This is a genomic window from Bradyrhizobium sp. MI1.4, from assembly GCF_055811315.1.
Window position 1 is genome coordinate 103,945 of sequence record NZ_JBVVPP010000005.1, and the last position, 21,572, is coordinate 125,516.

Genomic DNA, 21,572 nt, shown 5'->3' on the forward strand with positions numbered 1-21,572 from the left:
CAATCCTGCTCGTCATTGCGAGGAGCAAAGCGACGAAGCAATCCAGGCGCATCCATGGAAAGATTCTGGATTGCTTCGCTTCGCTCGCAATGACGGTTGAGGCGATAATTTACCTATTCGTCCCAAAAATCTTTCGCGCTTCCGCCGGGCTCGCGATCTCGCGGCCGGCACGGCGGGCGCAGGCGGCGATGGCGTCGATCAGCTGGCCGTTCGACGTTACCTTCTTGCCGTCGGCGAGATAGAAGGCATCTTCGAGACCGGTGCGCAGATGACCGCCGAGCTCCGCACAGCGCTGGTGCAGCGGCCAGATTTCTTCGCGGCCTATCGCGGTGACCTGAAATTGCGCCTCGGGACGCTTCAGCTTAATCAGGATCGGCAGCAGATCGGGATCCGACGGCATGCCGGAGGCGACGCCCATCACAAAGTTATACTCGAGCGGGCCCTTGTACATGCCGACCTGGCGGTACATGCCGACGCAGCGGACGATGCCGACGTCAAAACATTCGAATTCGGGGATGGTACCGACCGCGTTCATGACGTCGAGATAGTCCTTCACCTTCTCGACCGCATTGTCGAACATCATCGGCGGCCAGGCCCAGCTGTTGTCGGCCTTCACCTTCAGGTAATTTAGCGAGCCGGCATTGCAGGCCGCGATCTCCGGCCTGGTCTCGCGGATACAATCCAGCGCACCGTTGTAGTTCGGCCCGGAGACGCCGGAGGTGTGATTGATGATCACGCCAGGGCAGGCTTCGCGAATCGCCTGCTGGATCTCCTTGCTGACGCTGACCTCCCAGGACGGCAGATGCCCCTTGTCCGGCGCCTGCTGACGCAGATGGATGTGCATGATGGACGCGCCGGCATCGAACGCAGCCTTGGCCTCGCGCGCCATCTGCTCGGGCGTGACAGGCACGTTGTGCTGCTTCGGGTCGGTGAGCACGCCGTTCAGCGCGCAGGTGATGACGGCCTTGTCGCTCATGCCTTGAATGTCTCGCACGTTGATAATTCAACGTTTGCGATCATGTGATGGGCGGCAGGCGGCTTCTTGCGCGGAGAAGCTGGAAAAAGGCGATAAACCGTAGGGTGGGCAAAGGCGCTCTTGCGCCGTTCCCACCATCTCTCAATACCTCGCGAAGATGGTGGGCACGCTTTCGCTTTGCCCACCCTACGAGACGACGCTAGCTCGCCTCCGCCAGCCTCACGGTCTCGCTGCTGCGATAGATCGCGAGATCGCGCGAGCCGACGAAGATCGCGCGCGGCTTCAGGCCGTAGAAGCGGCGGATCGAGTGGCTGAAATGGGTGGAGTCGGGATAGCCGATGTCCTGCGCGAGATGGGCGAGGTTGAGGTCCTGGTTGGCGAAGTGCAGCAGGTGACGCGCCCGCTTCCAGGCGCGGAAGGAGCGGAACGAGATGCCGGTCTCTTCCTTGAACAGATGCAGGAAGCGCGAAGCGGAAAGTCCGGCCTCCGCCGCGCATGTGTCCGCCGTCACGGGTTCGCCCGTGAAGCGGCCGATACGGGCGACCGCACGCGTCACGCGGGGGTCGAGCACGCGGCGCGGCAGCGCCTCGCCAAAACACATCTGGTCGAATTCGGCGGTGGTGATGTCGCCGTAGCGACGCTGGCGCAGCAGCGTGTAGGCGGCGAGGATCTTGCGGGCATAGACGGCCCTGTCGGGTCCGGTGAGCCGCTCGGCCAGGACCTCGATCACGCCATCGGGCATGCTCTCCGGCTCCAGCGTCACGCTGATCGCGGTGCGGTAGTCGCTCGCAATGGAATGCCGCTGGTTCGGTAGGGTAACGAACAGCTCGCCGGTGGCGAGCGCATCATCGATCGTCAGATGCAGACTGCCCTTCACCGCGACATAGACATGGCAGCAGCCGGGCGTCCGCTTGCGGGGGCGGCCGAGCAGGCCGGCATAGAATACCCGCTCCGGCGTGATCAGCATCAAATGGTCGGATTCGCGACCGTTATCTTCCATTGGGATCCTCCTCGCGCGGCTCTTTGGCCGCTGCGGACGGAGGTCACCTTAGCGGAAATCTGGGCGCTGTCACGGCGGGATAGCGCTATCATGAAGCGCAAAACAGCGGCAGTCCCGACGACCCGGAACTCCCGGCAACATGGCCGTCCCGGCTTTCGCCAGAACGACAATCAGGCCCTCACCCTTGGCGCCACGTTCTGCTCGACGCCGGCCTGTTGCTCCGCAGCAACCGCGCGCTTGAAACCATCCCGTTGCTGCAAGCGTGCCCAATAGGCTGCGACATTTGGCCCAAAATCCTTGGCAAGCCCGATAGTATCGGCGAGGCGGAGCGCGTAACCGATCACGATGTCGGCGGCAGTGAAGCGGCCCGCGCACAAGGCCTCGGTATTTGCGGTGGCTGCCTCGACGGCGCGCAGGCGGCCCAAGAACCATTTGGCATAGTCGCCGGCGACCTGCGGATTGCGGCGCTCTTCCGGCTCGAGCTGGGTGTATCGGAGCACCAGCGTCTGCGGGAAGGTTAACGTGGCGTCGCTGAAATACATCCAGTTCACGAACGCGCCATAGGCGGGATCTTCGGGTCCGACCATCAGTGGCGTCGGTCCATGCTTGATGCCGAGATAGTGGCAGATGCCGGAGGACTCGGTCATTTTCGTCTCGCCGTCGACCATGAAGGGAATCGTGCCCAGCGGATTGAGCGCGAGATACTCCTTGGCGAAGACCCGCGGCGGGAACGGCAGCATCTTGAGCTCGTAGGGCAGCCCCATCTCCTCCAGCATCCAGAGCGGACGGAATGAGCGCGCGGCGTCGCAGTGATAGAGCGTGATCATCAGGAACTTCCTTTGCTGCCGGGCAGCGTCCCCATCATCTTGCACAGGACCATCAGCATGACCTCGTCGGCGCCGCCGCCGATCGATGTCAGACGGCTGTCGCGATAGGCACGGCTGACCGGCGTCTCGTTGGTAAAGCCCATTCCACCCCAATATTGCAAGCAGGCGTCGGTAAGCTCGCGGCCGAGTCGCCCGGCCTTCAGCTTGGCCATGGTCGCAAGTTTCGTGACATCCTCGCCCGCCACAAGCGCCTCTCCGGCACAGTAGATCAGCGCGCGCAACAGCTCGACCTCGGTCTGCATCTCCGCGAGCTTGAAATGAACGACCTGGTTGTCGAGGATCGACTTCCCAAAGGCCTTGCGATTGCGGGTGTATTCGATGGTCTCGTTGATAATGTATTCATGCGCCTTCAGGCAGGCGGCCGCACCCCAGAGCCGCTCCTCCTGGAACTGGATCATCTGGTAGGTAAAGCCCTTGCCCTCCTCGCCGATCCGGTTGCGCTTGGGCACGCGGACATTGTCGAAGAAGATCTGCGCGGTGTCGGAGGAACGCATGCCCATCTTGTCGAGCTTGCGCGCGACCGTGACGCCCTTGGTCTTCATGGGCACACAGATCAGCGATTTGTTGCGGTGAACGGACCCGTCGCCCGTATTGGCGAGCAGACAGATCCAGTCGGCCTGGGTGCCGTTGGTGATCCACATCTTGCCACCATCGATGACGTAATCGTCGCCGTCCCCGCGCGCATTGGTCTTGATCGAGGCCACGTCAGAACCCGCGCCGGGCTCCGAGACGCCAATGCAGGCCACATAGTCGCCAGAGATCGAGGGCGCCAGGAATTCGCGCCGCACTTCATCGGAGCCGAACCGCGCCAGCGCAGGAGTCGCCATGTCGGTCTGCACCCCGATCGCCATCGGCACGCCGCCGCAATTGATCGCGCCGAGTTCCTCCGCCATCATCAGCGCATAGGAATAGTCGAGGCCGGAGCCGCCGAATTCGACCGGCTTGTTCAGCCCGAGAAAGCCGAGCCTGCCCATCTTCCTGAACAGCTCGTGCGCCGGGAAGATGTCGGCCTTCTCCCATTCATCGACATGCGGATTGATCTCGTTGGCAATGAATTTTTGCAAGGAACGGCGGATCTCGTCGTGGTCGGCGGTGAACAGCATCTTAATTAGCCCAGTTCTTGGTATCTCTGAGGTGCTCGTCATGGCCGGGCTCGTCCCGGCCATGACGGAGAAAGAGGTCACAACCCTATCTGCCGCGACGCGAGATCCTTCATGATCTCCTCGGTGCCGCCGCCGATCGCGTTGACCTTGACCTCACGGTAGATGCGCTCGGCCTTGATGCCGCGCATGAAGCCGGCGCCGCCAAAAATCTGCACCGCTTCCGAGGCGCAGAACGCCATCGTCTGGGTCGCCTGGTTCTTCATCATGCAGATTTCGGCGACCGGGCTTTCGCCCTGCTCCAGCCGCCAGGCCAGCATCTCCAGCATCGCTTGCGATGCGGCGACCTTCTGCGCCATGTCGACGATCTTGTGGCGGATCACCTGGTGCTGCGCGAGCGGCTTGCCGAAGGTCTTGCGCTCCTTGGCGTAGGCAATGGCCTCGTCGAGGCAGACGCGCGCGAACGCGGTGCAGCCCGCCGCCATGCCCATGCGCTCGCTGTTGAAATTCCGCATGATGATCTTGAACCCCTGGCCTTCCTCGCCGATCAGGTTTTCCGCCGGTACGCGGCACTCGTCGAAATGCAGGGTCGCGGTGTCGGAGGCCCACCAGCCCATCTTCTTCAGCTTTGTCCGGGACAGGCCGGGCGTATCCCCCTCGATCAGGAGCAGGCTGACGCCGCCGGCGCCCTCGCCGCCGGTGCGCACCGCAACGGTCAAATAGTCGGCACGCATCCCGGATGTGATGAAGGTCTTCTCGCCGCTCACGACGTAGTGATCTCCGTCGCGCCGCGCCTTGGTGCGGAGGCCCGCGACATCAGAGCCGCCGCCCGGCTCGGTGATCGCGAGCGCGGAGATTTTCTCACCCGCGAGCACCTGAGGCAGCACGCGCGCCTTCACCTCGGGGCGCGCGGCCCGCGCGACCGGCGGCGAACCGATCGTATGGCTCATCAAGCTGGCGCTGACACCGCCGGCGCCAGCCCGCGCCAGCTCCTGGCTGGCGACGATCCTCATGAACTGGTCGGCGGCGATCCCGCCATATTCCTCGGGGAAACCGAGTCCCAAGAGCCCGATCTCGGCCGCCTTGCGATAGAGCGCGCGGGGGAATTCACCGGCCTCATCCCACTCGTGGGCGAAGGGCGCAATCTCCTTGTCGACGAAGCGGCGCATCACCTCGCGAAAGGCGTCATGCTCGGCGGTATAGAACGGGCTCATCATCGCACTCTCGCCTTGCTGGCGGATTCGTCTCGTCCACCATGGCCGGAACCTTGGCGGCTCACTTGCGCGGAGTGGCTGGCCGAGCCCCGCTCCAAGCAAGCTCGCTCTAGCAACTCAACGCAAGACGATTTTCATCGCTCGCGCGCCAACTCCGGATCAAAAAAAGGATGGTGCACAAACTCCGGCTGGCCCTTGGGCCATGCCGGGCATGGTGCATGGCAATAGGGACGCGGGCGGCACAAGTCCGCCGAGGGAGGAATTCTTGGCCGTTCGTTACTACGACTGGATCGCCCACCATGGCCGCCGCACACCGAACAAGATTGCGGTGATAGACCTCGCGAGCGAGCGCCGCTTTACCTATGCGCAGCTCGACGCGCGCATCTCGCGTCTCGCGTCATTTCTGCGCCATGCGCTGAAAGTCTCGCGCGGCGAGCGGGTCGCGGTGCTGGCGCTGAACACGACCGATACGCTGGAGGTGCAATTCGCCTGCGGGCGGTTAGGTGCGATCTTCGTGCCGCTGAACACCCGCCTCACCGTTCCCGAACTCCAGTTCATCACCGCAGATTGCGCGCCGAAGGTGATGATCCACGACACCGATCTCGCCGAAACGGCGCTGGCCGTGGCAAGGCTCTGCGGCATTGCGACGAGCCTGCTGCTTGGCCCCAGCGGGACTTATGAGGCCGGCATCGCCGCCGCAAAGCCACTCGAGAAAATCGAGGAGGTGACCCTCGATGACGTCTCGACCATCATGTACACCTCGGGCACAACGGGTCATCCCAAGGGCGCCACCATCACCCATGGCATGACCTTCTGGAATTGCGTCAATCTCGGCGGCCCCGCCTGCATCGGGCCGTCCTCGGTGCTGCTCACCGTGCTGCCGCTGTTCCACACCGGCGGCCTGAATTGCTACACCAATCCGGTGCTGCACGCCGGCGGCACCGTGATGATCATGCGCGCCTTCGATCCCGGCACGGCGCTCGGCCTGATCAACGATCCCGCACAGGGCATCAACGTGTTCTTCGGCGTGCCCGCGATCTACCAGTTCATGGCCCAGCATCCGGCGTTCGCGACCACCGACCTCGGCCGGTTGATCGTGGGAGGTGTCGGCGGCGCACCAATGCCGGTGCCGCTGCTCAAGGTGTGGGAGGCGCGTGGCGTCGCACTCCAGCAGGGCTACGGCATGACCGAGACCTCGCCGGCCGTGCTGGTGCTCGACCGCGAGGATGCGGCACGGAAAGCCGGCTCCGCCGGCAAGCCGGTGCTGCACACTGAAGTGCGCATCGTGCGTCCTGACGGCGGCGACGCCGATGTCGGCGAACTCGGCGAGCTCTGGGTCAAGGGACCGAACATTACGCCCGGCTACTGGAACAGGCCGGAGGCGAACAAGACGTCGTTCACCGATGGCTGGCTGCACACGGGCGACGCGACACGCGTCGATGAGGAAGGTTTTTATTACATCGTCGACCGCTGGAAGGACATGTACATTTCCGGTGGCGAGAACGTCTATCCGGCCGAGGTCGAGAACGTCCTGCACCAACTCGACGCTATCGCGGAAGCCGCCGTGATCGGCATTCCCGATCCGCAATGGGGCGAGGTTGGCCTCGCCATCGTCGCGGCCAAGCCCGGCCAGCGGTTGACCGAGACAGATGTCTTCGCGCACTGCGCGGCGAATCTCGCGCGCTTCAAATGTCCACGCCAGGTCCGCTTCGTCGATGCGTTACCCCGCAACGCCACCGGCAAGATCCACAAGCCGACCTTGCGCAAGGAATTCTCGGGCGCCTCGGAAGTCGACAAGAAAGCCGCCAACGCCTGATCAAAGCGCCCCTCTCGCGGGCACTTTTCTTTTTGACGTGCGTGTTCCAACCCAGAAAAGCCAAGGAATTTTCATGAACAAGAAACTCTCCCTGCTCGCCGCAGCAACGGCGTTGGTGCTGCTGACAGCCCAAACCGCGTATGCGCAAAAGGCGTACGACACCGGCGTCACCGACACCGAGATCAAGATCGGCAATGTCGAGGCCTATTCCGGCCCGGCTTCCGCCTACGGCGTCATCGGCAAGACCGAGGAAGCCTATTTCAAGATGATCAACGATCAGGGCGGCATCAACGGCCGAAAGATCAATTGGATCTCCTACGACGACGGCTACTCGCCGCCTAAGACCGTTGAGCAGATCCGCAAGCTGATCGAGAGCGACGAGGTCTTCCTGGTGTTCAACGCGCTGGGCACGCCGACCCAGACCGCCGTGCAGAAGTATCACAATTCCAAGAAGGTGCCGCAGCTGTTCCTCGCCACAGGCGCCAGCAAGTGGAATGACCCGAAGAACTTTCCCTGGACGATGGGCTTCCAGCCCAGCTACCGCGTCGAGGCACAGATCTTCGCGAAGTATATTCTGAAGGAGAAGCCGGACGCGAAGGTCGCGATTTTTTATGCCAACGACGATTTCGGCAAGGACTACCTCGCCGGCATCAAGGACGTGTTCGGTGACAAGGCATCGAAACTGATCGTGGCCGAAGAGAGCTACGAGACGTCGGAACCCTCGATCGATGCTCATATCGTCAAGCTCAAGGGCACCGGCGCCGATGTCTTCGTGAACATCGCCACGCCGAAATTCGCGGCGCAGGCGATCAAGAAGATCGCGGAGCTTGAGTGGAAGCCGATGCATCTCATGACCGATGTCTCGGTGTCCATCGGCGCGGTGATGAAGCCTGCCGGACTCGAGGCATCCGAAGGGGTGCTGTCGGCTGGTTATCTGAAGGATGCGTCGGATCCGCAGTGGAAGGATGATGAGGGCATGAAGAAGTTCATGGTCTTCGTCGACAAATACATACCCGGTGCAAATATTTCGGACGCCAATCTGGTTTACGCCTATGCCGCAGCCCAGACCATGGTGCAGGTGCTGAAGCAGGCGGGCGACAATCTGACCCGTGAGAATGTGATGAAGCAGGCAGCGAGCCTCAAGGACTTCGTGCCCGACACACTGATCCCGGGCATCAAGATCAACACCTCCGCCACGGACTTCGCGCCGATCGAGCAGCTCAAGATGTGGCGGTTCAAGAAGGGCCAGTGGGAACTGTTCGGCGATATCATCAGCGCCGAAACGGGCGGCTAGTTCGACTGAGAGCAACAGCCTGAATCGACCGAATAGCGGCCGAAGGGCCGCTATTCTTTTCCAGCAAGCGACGGCGCTGTTCCCGCGCTTTCAACCTCGATCATGTCGTCGCCGACGTCGATGCCCGCGATCGGCAGGCCGAGACGACGCGAATCGCCGACGCCCCTGAACATGGGGCATGCCCAGGCGAGGGTGGCGATGCCTGACGGCGGCAGATCGAGGCTCAGTGTGTAGCTGTCACAACCGGTCACGACCGCTTCGGGGCGGATGGCCGTGCCATCGACATAGAATCGCGTGTCTATCGTATCTAGCGGTGCGCGAAGTGCGGGGCTTCGAACGCGGACAATGGTGCGGCCCGGCTTCCCCTTGATGCGCACGGCTGCCTCTGGTTCGCTCCAGCGGAAAGTGTGACCGGCAGAGAACTCTTCGGCATGGAATCCGATCTGCGCGACAACGCGCTCACCAAGGAGCCCGTCAACAGGTCCCGCATCTCGTCCGAGACGGTGAATGCAATCGAGCCTCTGATGCCGGATCAGCGCGGCGATGTATCGCCGCATCCATCGCGCGATCGCATCGCTCGATCCGGCGGCCGTCACAGCGACCAGCACGGCCCGCGCGTGCCATGCCGCCAGCCGCGCGAAACCGCGCGCGCCGAGACCGCCGAGCAGCGCCGGCACGGCCCAACGCCATACCGCCAGCCATTTCTCGCCAGGCCCTCCCCCGCCGTCACCGAGGCTGGAGCGCAGGAGCGCGTTCAGTGCATTGCGGGCGAGCGACGCGCCGGCCTCGCTCCGCGAGCTCCACTCGACCGGAATGTCGAGCAGCTCGCTGCCGGCATCGTTGCGGGCCTCGCTCAGATAGCGAATCTCGCCTTGCACGAAGTCGAGCGTGAATTGCTTCAGCTCGCCGATCTCACCGACATAGTAGTGATGGAAGCGCGCCTCCTCGAGATAGCCGATGGAATGACCTCTCGCGTGATAGGCGGCGGCGAGCACCCATTCGGCGAAATGACCGAGCTCCTCGCGCAGGCCGCCGCATTCCCGGTAGACGTCGTGCCGCGTCACGAAACACTGATCCAGGACCTTGCGCCAGGGATGCTGCTTCATACCGAACTCGATGTCGGCCTGGTACATGGCGGCCTCTGCCACGGATAACCGGTTATGGCAGATCGGGATCGAACGGCAGGAAAAGCCGGCCCAATCGGGATGAGCATCGATCGCGCGAATGCAGAGTTCGATCACGTCGGGTTCGGGCCGGCAGTGCGATTCCGTGAAGAACAGATAGCTGCCGCGCGCCTTCGTCGCGCCGAATGCGCAGAGCCCGATGTCGTGTTCGGAATCGGTGAATTCGAGGCGAGCCCTGTTGCCGGCCAGCGCCTTCAACTGCTCGCGTGCCGTGAAATCCGGAGGCACGACCAGAATGATCTCGTAGAGCGATGTGTCGGCAGTTTGCGACGTCCAGCCGAGCCAGGACATCTCCCACTGCCCGCGGTGAGATTCGAGCGGGATAATGATTGAGAACAGCGGAGATTTGCCGTCGTAGAGTGCGGACGCGTCCTGCATGTCCCCTTATAGACGCATGCTCGTCATTCCGGATAATTTCTTGCGGGCTATACCGACAGAAACAGCGCGAACGATTCTTCCACCGTTCGGCGCAGAAGCCTTTGGTACAATTCGTGGTTAGCATCGCCGGGCGCGACCCGACCCAGCGAGGGCTTCGCGAAGTTTCGGAGCGGCACATAAGCGATCGGCGCTGCGATCGGCGTCAGCTGCGAGCCGGGACCGGCGCGGAGCGTCGAGATGATCCCGTACATCTCGCCGGCGACCGTCGGCCGCGACACAGTGATCACGCGATGCTGGCCGTGCTTGATGATGACGAGATAGATGAAGCCGGACTGATGCGGCACGGCGACCTCGCCGGTGTGTTCATAGGCGGCATCGGTCCGCTCGCCCTCGCGGAACACCAGTGAAGAGACCTTCGGCTCCCAGACGATCTCGGTGCGGTAGGCGAAGATCGCGTCCTTGTCGCCGAACGACGGTCGCAGCGTGATGTAGACGTCCTCGAGCCACGTCACCGCGCGATGGGCATAGGAGCCGAGGCTGTCGGGCGCGACATCGTTTGCGGCCGGAGGCGTCACTACGGCGGCGCTTCTGCGCAGGGAGACGCCCAGCGCCTGCTCCAGCCGCACCGTGGTCGCCAGCGTGAACGGCCGTCGGCCGCCGAGCACCTTCTCCAGCGTCGACAGGCTGAGCTTGGCCTGCTCGGCCAGCGCCTGCCGGGAGATCCGGCGCCTGGCGAGCTCCTCGCGAATGGTCTCCGCGATCTCGCGGCTCTGCTCGTCCGACAGCTGCTTGTCGGTGAATTTGTCCTGCGTCTGCATCGTGGCCCTGCTCCAGGACGACATCCTAGCAGGACGGACAAACCAGCACAAAACCGCACTTCGCCATCTCGGAGGCGGCCGGCCGGGCCGGCCGTGGCGGAACATTGCCGATCATTCTGCTCGCGAAATCGGGCCGTCCCGGCGGATGCTCGGGGCCAGCAAACATGCTCGGGAGCAGGCCAAATGGATACTTTTGACACGACGGACAGCAACGAACACCCTTGGCTGGGCAGACTGATCGTGGTCGGACTGTTCCTTCTGGCGCAGGGCATCGCGGTGATGCTGGTCGCCTTCGTGGCCCTGCTGGTGAGCTTCGAGCCGGGCTGGTCGGCGACGACGGAGCAGGCCAGCCTGCTCCAGCCCGGCGATGCCAAATCCGGTTCTCTCCTCCTCAAGGAGGATGGCGCCTACACGGAAGCGATCCGCCTCGGCATCGACGTCGACATCACGGTGTCGGGCCCGACACTGCGAGCACGAGTCACCCAAATCTTTCGCAACCCGACGAAGGACTGGGTCGAGGCGACCTATGTCTATCCGCTCCCCGCGGACGGCGCCGTCGATTCGCTGAAGATGGTGGTCGGCAACCGCGTCATCGTCGGGGACATCAAGGAGCGGCAACAGGCGCGCATGATCTACGAAGAGGCGCGCCGCGCCGGCCAGAAGGCCGCGCTCACCGAGCAGGAGCGGCCGAACATCTTCACCAACTCGGTCGCCAATATCGGCCCTGGCGAAACCGTGCTGGTGCAGATCGAATATCAGGAGCCGGTGCATCAATCCGGCAACGAATATTCGCTGCGCCTGCCGCTGGTGGTCGGGCCGCGCTACAATCCGGCGCCGATCGTCCAGAGCGTCGATTTCCGCAACGATGGCTCCGGCTGGGGCGCGACCAACTCGGACCCGGTGCCGGACCGCGACCGCATCTCGCCGCCCGTGCTGGATCCCGCCAGGAATGCACCGGTCAATCCGACCAGCATCACGGTGCGTCTGAACGCCGGCTTTGCGCTCGGCGAGGTCACGAGCCCCCATCATAACGTCAAGGTCGCGAGCCCGGACAATACGATGCGAATCGTCTCGCTTGCCGACGGTGCCGTGGCTGCCGACCGCGATTTCGAACTGACCTGGAAGCCAGCGGCCGTGAAGGCGCCGTCGGTCGGCTTATTTCGCGAGCGCGTCGGCGACGCCGATTATTTGCTTGCCTTTGTCACCCCGCCCGCCGCCGAGCAGGCGACGCAGAAGCCGCGGCCGCGCGAGGTGATATTCGTGATCGACAATTCCGGCTCGATGGGCGGCACGTCGATCGTTCAGGCCAAGGCGAGCCTCACCTACGCGCTCTCCCGTCTCCAGCCGACCGACCGTTTCAACGTCATCCGTTTCGACGATACCATGGACGTGCTGTTTCCGGTCTCCGTCGCGGCGGATGCCGAGCGTGTCGGTGAAGCCACCTCGTTCGTCAGCGCGCTGCAGGCGCGTGGCGGCACCGAGATGGTGCCGGCGATGCGGGCCGCGCTGACCGACAAGCTTGGCGACGCCGGCATGGTTCGCCAGGTCGTATTCCTGACCGACGGTGCGATCGGCAACGAGCAGCAATTGTTCGAAACGATCACGGCGATGCGCGGCCGCTCGCGCGTGTTCATGGTCGGCATCGGGTCGGCGCCCAACACCTATCTGATGACGCGCGCCGCCGAGCTCGGCCGCGGTGCCTTCACCCATATCGGCTCCGTCGAGCAGGTCGAGGAGCGTATGCGCGGCCTGTTTGCCAAGCTCGAGAACCCGGCCGTGACCGGGCTGAGCGTAAAGTTCTCCGAAGCGAAGGCCGACGTCACACCGACGATCATTCCCGACGTCTATCGCGACGAGCCGCTGGTGCTGGCGGCAAAGCTCGACACGGTTGCGGGCTCGGTCGAAATCAAGGGCCGCGTCGGTGACCGCCCATGGTCGGTGACGCTGCCGCTGCAAAATACGGCCGAAGGCAACGGCCTGTCGAAGCTTTGGGCCAAGCGCAAGATCGCCGATGCCGAAGTGGCGCGCACCCTGCGCGAAATGACGCCCGAAGACTCGGACAAGGCAATCCTGGCACTGGCGCTCGACCATCAGATCGTCACGCGGCTCACCAGCCTCGTCGCGGTCGACAAGACGCCGAGCCGTCCCGAAGGCGAGCCGCTCAAGCCCAGCGAATTGCCGATCAACCTGCCGGCCGGTTGGGATTTCGCGAAGGTCTTTGGCGAACGACAGCAGGTCCCAGCGCAGCTCCGCGAGCGTCACGCCGATGCACGCAACCAGCCGGCCACGAGGCGACCGACGCCCGCTGCACCGGATGCGATCCGCCTGCCCAAGACCGCGACCTCGGCCGAGCTGAAAATGACCGCAGGCCTGATCCTGGTCGTGCTCGCCCTGATCCTGTTCGTGTTCAAGCGGCGTCAGTCCTTGCTCACTGACGCCGCTTGAGAGAGGAGCCCCCCGAACTCCTCTGTTAGCGCGCGCGGCTGCCCGTCCCACACACCAACGGCCGCGCGCGCCTTTTTGAACTCGCCCTCTCACCTTCGTCATTGCAAGCGAAGCATCCAGAAACTCATCCACGGAGACAGTCTGGATTGCTTCGTCGCTTCGCTCCCCGCAATGACGGGAATTAGTACAATGCCGCGCATCATCTCTCCCCTCGCTCTCGCCCTGATCGGCATCATCCTGTTCGGCGACGGCGCCTACATCCATGCCAAAGCATGGCTCGCGCAGGTGCTGCTGGAGCGCGCATTCGACCAGAGCGTTGCGACCGGCGAGGTGGTCAGGCCATGGTCATGGGCCGATACTTGGCCGGTTGCGCGAATCGAGGTGAGGCGGATCGGCGCCCGCGCGATCGTACTGGAAGGCGCGAGCGGCCAGGCGCTCGCTTTCGGGCCCGGCCATATCCGCCAAACGGCTGACGCGGGCGAGCGGGGCGTTGCCGTATATGCAGCGCACCGCGACACTCATTTCCGTTTCCTGCGGAATGTCGCCATTGGTGACCTGATCGACGTCACACGCAGTGATGGCAAGCACTTTCGTTTTCGCGCGGATTCCTCCGCTGTGGTTCGCTTCGATGCCTCGGGGATCGATCCTGCGGCACGGGCAGCCGAACTCGTGCTCGCGACCTGCTGGCCGTTCAACGCCGTCGCGTCCGGCCCCGAGCGCTACATCCTGCATGCTACCCTGATCGGCACTGATGAATAGCGGTTCGCAATCGATCCGCACCCCCCTCTTGAATCCGCCCGACCTGTAGGGACAATGCCGCTCGATGGAACCCCTGAACCGGCGCCGTCGACCGCAGACCCATCAGAATGGCCTATTGAGCATTTCCGCTGTAATTTGCGAGAAGACGGTGATGGATGAGGAGTTCAGGCAGCGTCTCGAACAGCTGGAAAGCCGCGTCGCGCTCCTGGAGAGGAACCAGGATCTTATCGCCGCCGGGCAAAGACGCTCCTCGCTTCGGAGCCTCTGGCGCCGCCCGCCGATGTGGACCTTCGAGCAATATCCGCCGCGCCTGCTCAACCTGACGGCTTTCCCGCGAGCTCCTGCGATCCATCCGGGCGCGCCCAGAATCGCGATGGTCACTCCGAGCTACAACCATGCGCAATATCTCGGCGCCACGATCGACAGCATCGTCAGCCAGAACTATCCGGACCTGTATTATCACGTGCAGGACGGCGCCTCGATCGACGGCACGCTCGATCTCCTGAAGAGGCGCGGCGATAGCCTGAGCTGGAGCAGCGAACCGGACAAGGGGCAATCCAGCGCCATCAATCTCGGCTTCGTCGGCGCCGAGAGCGAGATCATGGCCTATCTCAACAGCGACGACGTGCTGCTGCCCGGGACACTTGCGTATGTCGCAAATTACTTCATCGCACATCCGCGTGTCGACGTCGTCTACGGCCATCGCGTCTTCATCGATCGCGAGGGACTCGAGGTCGGCCGCGCCGTGCTGCCGCCTCATGACGGCAAGGCGTTGCGATATGCCGACTACATTCCGCAAGAGACGATGTTCTGGCGCAAGCGCGTATGGGACAGGATCGGGCCGATCGACGAGAGCTTACACTACGCGATGGACTGGGACTTCATCCTGCGGGCGCAAGCCGCAGGATTCAAATTTGCACGCTTGCCGCGATTTCTCGCCTGCTTCCGAATCCATGACGCACAAAAGACGGCATCGACCTATGCGGTCGGCGTCAGGGAGATGGGCATCCTGCGGCGACGCATTCTCGGCTTCGAACCGACACAGATGCAGATCCGGCGCGCCATCGCTCCTTATCTGGCGAAGCAGCTGGCCTATCACTACGCCTACAAGCTCGGCATCCTGCGATACTGAACCACGGCGCGAGCAGTGATCCCAAAATGTCGATCACCAGGGCTTGGCGCGCGCTCATTCCACCGCACGGCATACCCGCCCACGTGGTTGCCAGTCCGAAGAACTCGCCATAGAACAGAGTGACGCACCGCCAACAAGAACAACAGGTGAGGTCACACCATGGAAGCTCGCGTATCTGCCGCCTCAGCTTCATCGCGCCCATGGTCTCCGCCGCCCGATGCCAGCGACATCGTCAAGGGCATCCACGCCATGCTGCATCCGCGCAACATCGTGCTGGTGGGCGCGACCGACAAGCCCGGCAACTATGCCGAGCGCATCTGGAACAATTTGGTCAAATACGGCTACGAGGGCGGGCTCTATCCCGTCAATTCCAAGCGCGACACCATCTGGGGTGTCCCCTGCTACAAGGACTTTGCAAGCCTCCCGGAGAAGCCCGACCACGTGCTGGTGCTGGTGCCGGCGCGCTTTGCCGTGCAGGTGATCCGCGATGCCGCCGCGGCCGGCGCGCGCTCGGCCACCATCGTCACCTCGGGCTTCAGCGAGTTGCAGGACGAGGAAAGCCAGAAGCTCGCCGCCGAACTGCAAGCGGCCGTGCGCGAGACGGGATTGGCGGTCACCGGCCCGAACTGCCTCGGCAATTTGAGCGCGGGCGAAAAGCTCTTCACCAATATCGACGACCGTATCGTCACCATGGAACAGGGCGCGGTGGCGATTGCCGGGCAATCCGGCGCCATCGTCATGGCGATCCGCCAGGCCCTGGAAGATCGCGGCGTCGGGGTCGGCTACATGGTGACGACCGGCAACGAGGCAGGGCTCGAGACGCCGGACCTGATGCGCTATTTCGCCGAGGATCCTAGCATCAAGGTGATCGTGGTCTACCTCGAAGGCGTGCGCAACACCAAGGCATTCCGGGACGCCTGCAAGGCGGCGCGCGCCGCGAGCAAACCGGTGATCGCGCTCAAGCTCGGAGCGTCCGAGGGCGGCCGCGCGGCGGCGATGGCACATACCGGCGCGCTCGCGGGCTCGATCGAGACCTTCGACGCCATTGCAACGCGCGAAGGGGTCATCAGGGTCGGCGGGCTCGACGAGCTGATCGAGACCACCGAATGTTTCGTCCACGCCGCAGTGCCCAGGGGCGACCGGCTCGCCGCAGTGACGCTATCCGGCGGCAAGCGCGGCATGCTGATCGACGCCTTCGATGCAGAAGGCCTGAATTTTGCACCACTCAGCTCGCATGTCGGCTCGGAGCTGGCAAAGATGCTCGGGCCGGGCTCGATCGTCGGCAACCCGCTCGACGCCGGCTTTGCCGCGGTGGTCGATCCCTCCGTCTACATGAAATCGATCGGGCTGATGATCGACGACCCCGATATCGACATCGTCATCATCGATGCCGAGCTGCCGAAAGCGCCGCACGAGCTGCGCGAGCGCAATCTGCGCATCGTCGACGAGATGGCGAGCCGGGCCGGCAAGCCGGTGATCTATATCAGCGCGATGTCGATCGGCTTCACGGAGTTCACCAAGACCTTGCGCAAGTCGCTGCCGCATCTCGCGGTCATGCAGGGCATGGATCGCGCGGTGACTGCGATCAAGTCGCTGCTCGACTACGCCAAGCTGCGCAAGGAAGTGCCTGATATCGTCTCCAGCTCGAAGCCTGCAGCGCGCGCCGTGCTTGAGAAGGCGCTGAAATCGGCAATTGGCGCCGCGCTCGACGAGGTCGCCTCCAAGAAGCTGCTGAAGGCCTATGGCATCCCGATCTCGAAGGAGGCAATCGCACAGACGGCAGCCGAGGCCGTGAAAATCGCCAAGCAGATCGGCTTCCCCGTCGTGGCCAAAGTCGTCAGCGCCGAGATCCTGCACAAATCAGATATCGGCGGCGTGGTGCTGAATCTCAACAACCCGGCCGCGGTGAAGAAGGCGTTCGCCGACATCACCGCGCGGGTGAGCAAGCTGAAGGGCAAGCCGAAGCTCGACGGCATCCTGATCGCGCAACAGGTGAAGGCAGATCTGGAACTGGTGGTCGGCGCCTCCCTCGATGCCGAGATGGGCCCGGTCGTGCTGTTCGGCACCGGCGGCATCGACATCGAGCTGATGAAGGACGTCGCGCTCGCCGGCGCGCCGCTGGACGAGGCTGAGGCTCGACTCCTGATCGGCCGCACCAAGGCCGGTATCAAGATGCGCGGCTATCGGGGCAAACCGGCCTTGCACGAGGCCTCCGCGGTGAAGGCGCTGGTCGGCCTGTCCAACCTGATCGCGGATGCTGGCGACCGGATCGCCTCGATCGACGTCAATCCGTTCCTGATCAATGCCAAAACAGGCGTCGCCGTCGATGCCCTGATCGTGCTGAACAATGCTGCGGCCATGAACACCGCCGGGCATTGATGTCGCTGAGGGCGGTTTAGCGCAGCGTAATCCGCCAATCCTTGCGACAAAACGCGAGAGGAAGTGGCGGGTTACGCTTCCCTAACTCGCCCATCCTATTATTGCGGCCACGCCATCATCCTTCCAACTTCCCCGCTTTGGCCGTAAAATCATCCCGCATGGCACGCGCGAGCAATCTGGTGATCGGAACGGCGACGCTGGCGGTGATCGCCGTGGCGTTCGGCGGCGTGCTCGGCGTGCAGAAATGGCGCACCCTCCAGAGCCGCAGCCAGTTGCGCGTGGTATTCGAGGGGGGCTCCGCCAGCGGATTGCGCCGCGGCGGACCGGTCAATTTCGATGGCGTCCCCGCCGGCCAAATCCTGTCGATCAAGCTGGACAATCCGCGCAAGGTCGTGGCCCTGGTGATGCTCGACAATACCGCGCCGATACGCAAGGACACCGTCGCGGGCATCGAGTTCCAGGGCCTCACCGGCGTCGCCGCGGTCTCGCTGATCGGCGGCGCGCCCTCGGCGCCGCCAGTGCCGCTGGACTCGGACGGCGTCCCCGTGCTGACCGCCGATCTCAGCGATGCCGAATCGATCGTCGACACCCTGCATAGCGTCGACCGTACGATCGTCAGCAACGCCCCGGCGATCAAGGAAGGCCTGCGCACGTTCGAGAACTACACCGCCGATCTCCGGAGCAAGGGCGGCGAAATCGATTCCGTCATGGCCAGGGTCGACAGCGCCTTCGCGGGCTTCGACAAGGCGGTCACAAAGATCGAAGGCGTGGTGCCCGGCTTTGCCGACGGCAAGGCGGATGAGCTGTTCGAAAAGATCCAGGGATTGCACGAACTCGCCGACACCATGAAAAAGAAATCGGCGAACTTCCTCGATGACATCCGTCGCTCGCTGCTCGACGTCAGCGAAGCCGTCAACAAGATGAGCGGGACACCCACGCCGGCCGCCGCTCCGCGACCGCCCCGGAAGCCGGCGCAGCAGAAACGGTAGCGCCTACCACGCGTAGCGGACGACGCCCTTGCCGGCGTAAGAGCGGGTGACGTTCGAGAACTCGCCCTCGAAAGTCGCCGACGCAGACCAGCCGTTCATCCAGCTCATCTGCACCGCCGCTGTGGTCAGCGCGGAATCGTGTGCTTGGGCGGCGCCGTTCACCACGAACGCCGATCCCGGCAACGTTTGGAAGACCGCACCGATGGTGCGATCCGGATTGTAGTCATGCGCCCAGGCGACGCGGCCGCGCAAGGTTATCAGGCCGCCGGCTGCGGCAAAGGACTTGTCCGCGCGCAGGCCGAGTTCGGTGCGGGTGCTGGTCACGTCCTTGGCGGCATAATTCAGCGCGAAGACGTTGCTGCCGACCACAGCGAACTCCGAATAGCTCGGAAGGCTGAACACGGTGGCCTGGAGCGCTGCATAGGGGGTGAGGCCGATCCACTGCCAGGCATAGCGATAGCCGCCCTCGACACGGCCCGAGAGCGCGTTGGCGTTGAACTGCGCACGCAATTGATCCACGCCGGCGGCGGTGACGATGCGATTGGTCGTGACGTCCTGCCAGCCATAGGCCAGCGCGGCCGTGACATAGGCCGGTCCTGCGTTGTGACGCACGAAGGCGCCGGCCTGGAACAAATCCGAGCGGCCCCAGCCGAGCCCGTTGACATTGAAGCCGGTGCCGCCGCCGGCGAGCGCAAAACCTACGATCGTCGACGGCGAGAAGCGATAATCCAGACCAACCGCCGTGCCGTACACGCTGCTGGTGGCGTTGTTCGAGCCAAGCGCCGCATTGCCGTCAGTCGCCTGCGAGCCGCCATAGCCGGCGGCCCAGACGTCCCAGCGCTGCTCGAATGTCAGCGGCGGTGCCTTGCGGTAGATCGAAGCAAGGGCGTCGCTGGCGTTCTTGCGGGTCGCGGCATAGGCAGTCGCGTTCGTCTCGTCGGCATAGGGCGTCGCGCCCGGTGCGCCGCCGCGTCCCGCGCTGAAGACGTCGGTCAACAAGCCGATAAATTGGTTCATCGCATTGAACGTCGTCTGCTGCGATCCCGTCCCTGATTCGCCGGAGGCTTGCGTCAGTCCCGTCGGCGAGAGATTCGCCAGCACCACGGGAAGGCTGCCGGTGTTGTCGAAGTAGTGCGTCAGAATGTTGGCGACATTCTGCTGGTTGATATTGAGGCCGCCGCCATAGCCCAGCGCGAGATCCAGGAAGACGTTGTTGGGGTCGTAGCTCAGGGTCGCATGCAGGTTCGACGACAAACCCGCGACGACCGGATTGAAGCTGTCGGGCAGCGTGCCCGCGTTCAGGATCGTGTAGTGCTTCGCGATCGAGCCGGTCGGTACGACGACGACCGTGGCGCCGGCGAGCGTCGCCGTTCCCGTGACGACCGCGACGCCGTTGCTGGTGCCCGAGACCTGCACCATGTAGTGCGACGCCGACGTAAACGAGAGATCACCGGACACGTTGAGCGTCCCGGTGGGACTGCCCGGTGCTAGCGTGCCGCCGTTGACGGAGATGGAGCTTCCGACCGTGCCGACGCCACCGAACGTGCCGCCGGCCGCGACACTCACATTGCCATTGATGGTGCCGGCCAGCGTGAGCGTGCCGCCCAGCACGTTCCAGTCCTGATTACCCGTGCCGGTCACCGTCCAGGTCGAATTGTCGACCTTGTTGAAGGTCGAGAAGCCGTCATACTGAAGAAGGGGACCGATCAGGTCGAGGTTGAACGTATCCTTGCCGATGCCTCCGAGCTGGAACGTGTCGACGCCAGTGCCGAGCACCAGGCCGTTGATGATGCTGCCGGGTCCTAGCGTCAGCGTGTTGGGGCCGCAGGCACAAAACTCGATTGCAGCGATTCCGGCCGCAGCGTTGATGGTCCCGGAGTTGAAGACGTTGGCCCCGCCGCTCACGCTGATGCCGACGCCGCCAGCACCGACGGTGATGGTTCCGGTATTGACAACGTGGTTTGTCGTTGTGAACGAGCTCACGTCGATGCCGAAGCCGGAATCGCCGACCGTGATCGTACCTCTGTTGATGATGGTGTTGGAATCACCGAGAGCTACGATGCCCTCGGCGAAATCGGCCCCTGTGATCCGTCCATTGTTGCTGATCGTGGAGGACAGGCCCGTAAACGCGATGCCCGCACCGCCCAGACCCACGCTGATCGTCCCGTTTTGGTTGATCGCGACCCGATTGCCCTGCACCGCAATGCCGGCGGACGTGCCATCGCCCGACTTGATCGAGCCACTATTGGTGACCTTGGCGTCATCACCGAACAAGGCGATGCCGGCACCAAAGTCGCCGGCCGTGATTGCGCCGAAATTGCTGACGATTTGAAAACTACCCTGCATAAAGATGCCAGCGGCACCCTGCCCGACCGAAATCGTGCCGGTGGCGGTGTTGGTGACCGTGTTGTTATCCATGGTCGCAACGATGCCGCCGGAGAAGCCGGAGGAATCGCCGACCTTGATCGCGCCTGCATTGGTCACGGTCGTGCCACCGAACGAAGCGAAAATCCCGATTGAATCATCGAGTCCGGTGATCGTGCCCGTCGCGGCGTTGGTGATCGTGTTGCTCTGGACCGCGAAGATGCCCGCGCCCGACGCGCCGATGGACAGCGCACCGCTGTTGCTAACGCTATTGTTGTTTCCTACCGAGATCGCGCTGCCGTGGTCGCCGGTGGTGACGGTCCCGGCATTGATGATGATGTTGTGATCGAGCGCGGAGATACCGAGGCCGTTATCAAGCACCGTGATGGCGCCGTTGTTGGTCACGGTGTTCGAATTGCCGCCATTGATGCCGGTGAGGCCCGAGCCCGCCGCCACCGTGCCATTGTTAGTGATGACGTTGGTGTCATTGACGTTGATCGCCGCCGTGCCGTTATCGTTGACGCTGGCGCCAGTCAGCACATTTACGGTCAGATTGGTGACGCCGCCGCTTGCCGCAAAGCCGTCGGCATCGGTGCCGCTACAGGTGACGGTCTGCCCGCTTGCCGCCGGGTCGGGCGCGCAGTCCGCCTGCGCAGGTGTCGCCGATAGGCCGAGGCTGAGAACGACCGCCACGACAGACGAAGCGACCGCGGCAAGGCGCAGCCCAATCCGACCAGCCCTCGGCGGCCCAAATTCCACTTTGATGCCCTCAGTCCAGCGCTCCCCAGCGGCGCCGCCGGCAAACTAGGCCGCCGGGCCCCTCCGTGGAACTACGGA

15 protein-coding genes are annotated in these 21,572 nt (G+C 63.7%); 7 read left to right on the forward strand and 8 right to left on the reverse strand.

Annotated elements, in window-relative coordinates; genetic code table 11:
* Positions 1-109 precede the first annotated feature (109 nt).
* The 5 genes from AC0L23_RS07945 to AC0L23_RS07965 form a co-directional block, all read right to left on the reverse strand.
* Entirely contained in the window at positions 110-976 is an 867-nt protein-coding gene (locus tag AC0L23_RS07945; RefSeq protein ID WP_018455961.1) for a beta-keto acid cleavage family enzyme, read from the reverse strand.
* A 199-nt stretch (positions 977-1,175) separates the two neighbouring features.
* Complete coding sequence (locus AC0L23_RS07950) at positions 1,176-1,976, reverse strand: helix-turn-helix domain-containing protein (protein WP_018455960.1); 801 nt, start codon at positions 1,974-1,976, stop codon at positions 1,176-1,178.
* Between the two features lie 170 nt (positions 1,977-2,146).
* Positions 2,147-2,803, reverse strand: coding sequence for a glutathione S-transferase family protein (locus AC0L23_RS07955; RefSeq protein ID WP_018455959.1), 657 nt, complete (start codon positions 2,801-2,803; stop codon positions 2,147-2,149).
* Entirely contained in the window at positions 2,803-3,966 is a 1,164-nt protein-coding gene (locus tag AC0L23_RS07960) for an acyl-CoA dehydrogenase family protein (protein ID WP_085361919.1), read from the reverse strand. Before AC0L23_RS07960 ends, AC0L23_RS07955 begins: the two co-directional genes overlap by 1 nt.
* Before the next feature lie 77 nt (positions 3,967-4,043).
* The gene (locus AC0L23_RS07965; protein WP_085361920.1) at positions 4,044-5,180 is read right to left on the reverse strand and encodes an acyl-CoA dehydrogenase family protein; all 1,137 of its coding nucleotides are present in this window, start codon (positions 5,178-5,180) and stop codon (positions 4,044-4,046) included.
* A gap of 262 nt (positions 5,181-5,442) precedes the next feature.
* Between AC0L23_RS07965 and AC0L23_RS07970 the strand changes: the two genes are divergently transcribed.
* The gene (locus AC0L23_RS07970; protein WP_026233060.1) at positions 5,443-6,993 is read left to right on the forward strand and encodes an acyl-CoA synthetase; all 1,551 of its coding nucleotides are present in this window, start codon (positions 5,443-5,445) and stop codon (positions 6,991-6,993) included.
* A gap of 73 nt (positions 6,994-7,066) precedes the next feature.
* Positions 7,067-8,287, forward strand: a complete 1,221-nt coding sequence (locus tag AC0L23_RS07975; protein ID WP_085385510.1) for an ABC transporter substrate-binding protein — start codon at positions 7,067-7,069, stop codon at positions 8,285-8,287.
* Between the two features lie 50 nt (positions 8,288-8,337).
* Here the strand turns inward: AC0L23_RS07975 and AC0L23_RS07980 are convergent, their stop codons facing one another.
* On the reverse strand, positions 8,338-9,849 hold the full coding sequence (locus AC0L23_RS07980; protein WP_085361922.1) for a glycosyltransferase family 2 protein: 1,512 nt from the start codon (positions 9,847-9,849) through the stop codon (positions 8,338-8,340).
* Positions 9,850-9,896: 47 nt separating this feature from the next.
* Positions 9,897-10,667 (reverse strand): helix-turn-helix transcriptional regulator, encoded by a 771-nt coding sequence (locus AC0L23_RS07985; protein ID WP_085361923.1) that lies wholly within the window; start codon positions 10,665-10,667, stop codon positions 9,897-9,899.
* 183 nt (positions 10,668-10,850) lie between these two features.
* Here AC0L23_RS07985 and AC0L23_RS07990 point away from each other — a divergent pair, with 183 nt between their 5' ends.
* From AC0L23_RS07990 to AC0L23_RS08010, 5 genes are all read left to right on the forward strand, one after another.
* The gene (locus tag AC0L23_RS07990; protein ID WP_085361924.1) at positions 10,851-13,112 is read left to right on the forward strand and encodes a marine proteobacterial sortase target protein; all 2,262 of its coding nucleotides are present in this window, start codon (positions 10,851-10,853) and stop codon (positions 13,110-13,112) included.
* 189 nt (positions 13,113-13,301) lie between these two features.
* Positions 13,302-13,871: a class GN sortase gene (locus AC0L23_RS07995; protein WP_085361925.1), complete on the forward strand. Its 570-nt coding sequence runs from the start codon at positions 13,302-13,304 to the stop codon at positions 13,869-13,871.
* A gap of 151 nt (positions 13,872-14,022) precedes the next feature.
* The gene (locus tag AC0L23_RS08000) at positions 14,023-15,003 is read left to right on the forward strand and encodes a glycosyltransferase family 2 protein (RefSeq protein ID WP_085361926.1); all 981 of its coding nucleotides are present in this window, start codon (positions 14,023-14,025) and stop codon (positions 15,001-15,003) included.
* A 159-nt stretch (positions 15,004-15,162) separates the two neighbouring features.
* The gene (locus AC0L23_RS08005; RefSeq protein ID WP_085361927.1) at positions 15,163-17,382 is read left to right on the forward strand and encodes an acetate--CoA ligase family protein; all 2,220 of its coding nucleotides are present in this window, start codon (positions 15,163-15,165) and stop codon (positions 17,380-17,382) included.
* Between the two features lie 158 nt (positions 17,383-17,540).
* Positions 17,541-18,371 (forward strand): MlaD family protein, encoded by an 831-nt coding sequence (locus tag AC0L23_RS08010; RefSeq protein WP_085361928.1) that lies wholly within the window; start codon positions 17,541-17,543, stop codon positions 18,369-18,371.
* Positions 18,372-18,374: 3 nt separating this feature from the next.
* Here AC0L23_RS08010 and AC0L23_RS08015 read toward each other — a convergent pair whose 3' ends face one another.
* On the reverse strand, positions 18,375-21,428 hold the full coding sequence (locus AC0L23_RS08015) for an autotransporter outer membrane beta-barrel domain-containing protein (protein ID WP_240543366.1): 3,054 nt from the start codon (positions 21,426-21,428) through the stop codon (positions 18,375-18,377).
* Positions 21,429-21,572: the final 144 nt, after the last annotated feature.

What these genes read in the sequence shown, in the direction of transcription:
- AC0L23_RS07960 (WP_085361919.1), bottom strand. Translation starts at nt 3,966, where the DNA reads ATGCTGTTCACCGCCGACCACGACGAGATCCGCCGTTCCTTGCAAAAA.
- AC0L23_RS07965 (WP_085361920.1), bottom strand. Translation starts at nt 5,180, where the DNA reads ATGATGAGCCCGTTCTATACCGCCGAGCATGACGCCTTTCGCGAGGTG.
- AC0L23_RS08000 (WP_085361926.1), top strand. Translation starts at nt 14,023, where the DNA reads ATGGATGAGGAGTTCAGGCAGCGTCTCGAACAGCTGGAAAGCCGCGTC.
- AC0L23_RS07955 (WP_018455959.1), bottom strand. Translation starts at nt 2,803, where the DNA reads ATGATCACGCTCTATCACTGCGACGCCGCGCGCTCATTCCGTCCGCTC.
- AC0L23_RS07950 (WP_018455960.1), bottom strand. Translation starts at nt 1,976, where the DNA reads ATGGAAGATAACGGTCGCGAATCCGACCATTTGATGCTGATCACGCCG.
- AC0L23_RS08005 (WP_085361927.1), top strand. Translation starts at nt 15,163, where the DNA reads ATGGAAGCTCGCGTATCTGCCGCCTCAGCTTCATCGCGCCCATGGTCT.
- AC0L23_RS07945 (WP_018455961.1), bottom strand. Translation starts at nt 976, where the DNA reads ATGAGCGACAAGGCCGTCATCACCTGCGCGCTGAACGGCGTGCTCACC.
- AC0L23_RS08010 (WP_085361928.1), top strand. Translation starts at nt 17,541, where the DNA reads ATGGCACGCGCGAGCAATCTGGTGATCGGAACGGCGACGCTGGCGGTG.
- AC0L23_RS07975 (WP_085385510.1), top strand. Translation starts at nt 7,067, where the DNA reads ATGAACAAGAAACTCTCCCTGCTCGCCGCAGCAACGGCGTTGGTGCTG.
- AC0L23_RS07990 (WP_085361924.1), top strand. Translation starts at nt 10,851, where the DNA reads ATGGATACTTTTGACACGACGGACAGCAACGAACACCCTTGGCTGGGC.
- AC0L23_RS07995 (WP_085361925.1), top strand. Translation starts at nt 13,302, where the DNA reads ATGCCGCGCATCATCTCTCCCCTCGCTCTCGCCCTGATCGGCATCATC.
- AC0L23_RS07985 (WP_085361923.1), bottom strand. Translation starts at nt 10,667, where the DNA reads ATGCAGACGCAGGACAAATTCACCGACAAGCAGCTGTCGGACGAGCAG.
- AC0L23_RS07980 (WP_085361922.1), bottom strand. Translation starts at nt 9,849, where the DNA reads ATGCAGGACGCGTCCGCACTCTACGACGGCAAATCTCCGCTGTTCTCA.